This is a genomic window from Rhodanobacter sp. FW104-R8 (genome assembly GCF_001617365.1).
Taxonomy (GTDB): domain Bacteria; phylum Pseudomonadota; class Gammaproteobacteria; order Xanthomonadales; family Rhodanobacteraceae; genus Rhodanobacter.
Genome location: NZ_LVJR01000057.1, coordinates 1 through 3,548 on the forward strand (window position 1 = coordinate 1; position 3,548 = coordinate 3,548).

A 3,548-nucleotide genomic window follows, 5' to 3' on the forward strand; every position below is an offset into this window, starting at 1 on the left:
CACCCGCATCGAGACCGGCACCCCGCTGCCCGCCACTCCGCCCGCCGCCGGCAACGGCCATGGCCATGGCCTGGACAGCGTGCGCCAACGCGTGGCCTATCGCTACGGACCGCTGGCGAAGGTGCAGGCCGGCGCGCAGGGCGAGCGCTTCGTGGTGCTGCTGCAGCTGCCGGCAGGGTCGGCCTGATGCGCGTGCTGGTGGTCGACGACGAACCGCTGGCGCGCGCGCGCATGGCCGCCCTGCTCGGCGAATGCGCCGGCGTGGAGGTCGTCGGCAGCGTCGGCGACGGCGAGTCCGCGCTGGCCGCGCTGGACGAACTGCAGCCGGACGCGCTGCTGCTCGACATCAACATGCCCGGCACCGACGGCGTGGCGCTGGCGCAACGCCTGGCCGGCCGTGCGCGGCCGCAGGTGATCTTCTGCACCGCCTACGAAGCGCACGCGCTGAAGGCGTTCGAGCTGGGCGCGGTCGACTACCTGCTCAAGCCGGTGCGGCTCGACCGCCTGCGCGACGCGCTGCAGCGCGCGCAGCGCCGTCTCGCCGACGCCCCGCGCGAACCGGCTGCGTACCTGCGCGGCCGCCTGCGCGGCGAACAGGTGCGCATCGCGCTTGACGAGGTGATCTGCCTGCTCGCCGACGAGAAATACGTGGTCGTTCAGCACCGCCGCGGCGAACTGCTGATCGAGGACTCGCTGCGCCAGCTGGAAGAAGCCTACCCCGACCAGCTGATCCGCCTGCACCGCAACTGCCTCGTCCCGCCGCCGCGCCTGCTCGGCCTCAAGACCCTCGCCGACGGCCGCGTGCTGGCGCGACTGGACGGCAGCGAACTCAACCCCGAGATCAGCCGACGCAATCTGCCGGCGGTGAGGAAACTGCTACGGTTGGGGTGAACATGGATATTTTCCTCAACATCGTCGGCTCGTTCGCGCTCACGCTCAGCTTCGCATGGGCGCTGCTGCCCGGCGGCTTCGGCAAATGCAACTACCAGCGCGACCACGGGCGCCTGCCGGGGCTGGCCGCCGGACCGTGCTGGTGGCTGTTGCTGCTGGTCCATCCACTCGCGCTCGGCCTGCTGTGGCTCGGCCATGGCGACATCACCGACTGGCTGCCGCCGCCGCTGGCGCTACAGCTGCTGTTCTTCGGCATGTTCGGGCGGGACGTGAGCACCGGATAGCCACGTTGGCTCAGCGCCGCCCAAGCCCGCAAACCACTCGACACGATGATGTCCGTCACCGCGGATTGTGGCTGCTGAAACTTGGCACTACGATCCGTGGGATATGCAACGTGGCAACATCACAGCGGACATGCTCTGCACCAACGGCCAATGCATTAAATCCACGCATGTTTCACCTGCTTGACGACCGATGGTCGAAAGCTGAACATCGGGTGCATATGCTCCGATGTGGGGTCTACTAGAATTAGCATCCCCAGGGGATAGATCGCCATGGCCAAGACCAAAGAGATTTCCATTCGTTGCCTTCACTGCCGTCAATGGTTTCCGTCGCCAATCCTCTTCGGAGACAGCGAGTCATTTGATACAGCAACGCTCTTCGGTAACCTTGCTCAATGCGGGCACTGCGGGAAGATGACCGGCTGCAACAAAGAGAACTTCCGTGCAACGTTTGAGGACGGTGGCTTTCTTGGCGTGGACGCGACGTCGCGTGACGCCTAACAGTTCAAGCCGAAGCCACTGCGTGGCACGGCTTAACTCAGGCGTTGGACCTCACGGGGGGGTTGTCGAATGCTGAAGCCATATCAGATCTTCATAGGATGTCCTTTCGGTCGCGAGATTCGTGCGGCGTACGATCGTTTGAAGCGCGAGATGGAGGCCGAGACTCCCCTCTCTCTCGTGCTGGCAGACACGGTCGGCATAAGCTCATCGAACTACTTGCTGGATAGCATTACGACGCTGATTCGAGAGTCGGCATCGTGCATCTTTGATGCCACAGGCGGAAACGCAAACGTCTCGCTTGAGGTGGGCATCGCGCATACGATGCCGTCAGACTTCGTGTTGACGATGCGTACAAGAAAGCCATCGTCAAACTCTGTTCAACGCGAAGCGGGTCAAGCTGGTGTGCGTGAAGTTCGATCAATCATTAGTGATCTTCAAGGAAAGAATCGCATCGAATACAAAGAGTACGGCGGGCTACGAAAGCAACTTGAATCTCGATATTTCGCGCACCTGCCGTACATGAAGCGGTGGCTTTCCTTCTCGAAGCAGAATCGAGCGATTGTCCCTCACGCCTTGGCTCTGTTCGAGGACATGCGAGCTTCGGGCCGGTCGCAAACGTCTAGTGTGGTGTCTCACAACTAAATGCAAGATATTTTAGATGCAGCGCGAGCGACGGAAGCCAGGATGGTGTCGGCGCTCTTGTGCCAGACGAAGGGCTTGGGATCAGCATTGTGGCGATCGATATAGTCGCGAATGGACTGCTCAAGATCGGCCACGCTGGTGTGCGCGTTGCGCTTGATCCACTGCTCGCTGATCCGCCCGAAGAAGCGTTCCACCAGGTTGAGCCATGAGGCCGACGTCGGCGTGAAATGCACGTGGTAGCGCGGGTGAGCGGCGAACCATGTGCGCACCTTGTCGGTCTTGTGTGTGCCGTAGTTGTCCATGATCAAGTGGATATCGTGATCGGCGGGCACCGCAGCATCGATGGTCTTGAGGAACTGCAGGAATTCCGCGCTGCGGTGACGTCGCTTGAGCTGTCCGATGACCTTGCCGGTGGCGACATCCAGCGCGGCAAACAGGGACGTGGTGCCGTGGCGCTTGTAGTCGTGCGTGCGCGTTGCCGGTTGGCCGAAGGTCAATGGCAGCCCCGGTTGTGTGCGGTTGAGGGCCTGGATCTGGCTCTTCTCGTCCACGCACAGCACCAGGGCGCGATCGGGCGGGGCCAGGTAGAGGCCGACCACGTCACGCACCTTGTCCACGAAGTGCGGGTCGGTCGACAGCTTGAAGGTCTCCTGCAAGTGCGGCTTCAGGCCAAACGCATGCCAGATCCGCTGCACGGTCGCCGGGGAGACGCCGGTTTCACGGCTCATCGTACGCACACTCCAATGCGTGGCATTCGTGGGCGTGCTCTGGCGCACCTTGTCCACGATCGCTTGGACCTGCGCGTCGTCCACCGTGCGCGGGCGCCCTGCACGCGGCGCATCGGTCAGGCCGGCCAGCCGGTACGCCGCATAGCGCCGTCGCCATTTGGACACGGTCTGGATCGTCGTCTGCAGGCGCTCGGCGATGCGCGTGCCCGAGTGACCATCGGCGCAGCCCAGCACGATCCGGATGCGCAGCTTCTCGTCCTCCGGGCCTTTGCGAATGCGCAGGCGGGCCTTCAGTTCGGTGCGTTCGGCATCCGTGATCTCAAGCTTCGCAACGGGGCGTCCAGGGCGGGCCATTGGGATAGTTTCCAACAAAGGAAACGCTTCGACAGCCATGCCTCAACATAGTTCAATTTATTTGTGAGACACCACACTAGCAGGCTATTGAGAAACTCCCCCGGGTCGTCGCGGTCATAGTTTGCCTCAATCGCAGAGCTATCAACCCCCG

5 protein-coding genes and 1 pseudogene are annotated in these 3,548 nt (G+C 62.9%); 5 read left to right on the forward strand and 1 reads right to left on the reverse strand.

Annotated features, from left to right (window positions below; translation table 11 throughout):
• The 5 genes and pseudogenes from RHOFW104R8_RS10990 to RHOFW104R8_RS17395 all read left to right on the forward strand — a co-directional run.
• A pseudogene (locus RHOFW104R8_RS10990) lies at positions 1 to 187 on the forward strand (sensor histidine kinase); the annotation flags it as partial.
• Complete coding sequence (locus RHOFW104R8_RS10995) at positions 187 to 891, forward strand: LytTR family DNA-binding domain-containing protein (RefSeq protein WP_068094676.1); 705 nt, start codon at positions 187 to 189, stop codon at positions 889 to 891. The pseudogene RHOFW104R8_RS10990 and the gene RHOFW104R8_RS10995, both read left to right, overlap by 1 nt.
• A gap of 2 nt (positions 892 to 893) precedes the next feature.
• Positions 894 to 1,175, forward strand: a complete 282-nt coding sequence (locus RHOFW104R8_RS11000; RefSeq protein WP_068094671.1) for a hypothetical protein — start codon at positions 894 to 896, stop codon at positions 1,173 to 1,175.
• 270 nt (positions 1,176 to 1,445) lie between these two features.
• Entirely contained in the window at positions 1,446 to 1,673 is a 228-nt protein-coding gene (locus RHOFW104R8_RS16985) for a hypothetical protein (RefSeq protein ID WP_082823599.1), read from the forward strand.
• 69 nt (positions 1,674 to 1,742) lie between these two features.
• The gene (locus RHOFW104R8_RS17395) at positions 1,743 to 2,315 is read left to right on the forward strand and encodes a hypothetical protein (RefSeq protein ID WP_153021713.1); all 573 of its coding nucleotides are present in this window, start codon (positions 1,743 to 1,745) and stop codon (positions 2,313 to 2,315) included.
• On the opposite strand, the gene RHOFW104R8_RS11005 is transcribed toward RHOFW104R8_RS17395, so the two are convergent.
• Positions 2,312 to 3,397 carry an IS630 family transposase gene (locus tag RHOFW104R8_RS11005; protein WP_068094651.1) on the reverse strand — a complete coding sequence of 362 codons (1,086 nt, stop codon included), beginning with the start codon at positions 3,395 to 3,397 and terminating at the stop codon, positions 2,312 to 2,314. The genes RHOFW104R8_RS17395 and RHOFW104R8_RS11005 overlap by 4 nt on opposite strands.
• Positions 3,398 to 3,548 lie beyond the last annotated feature (151 nt).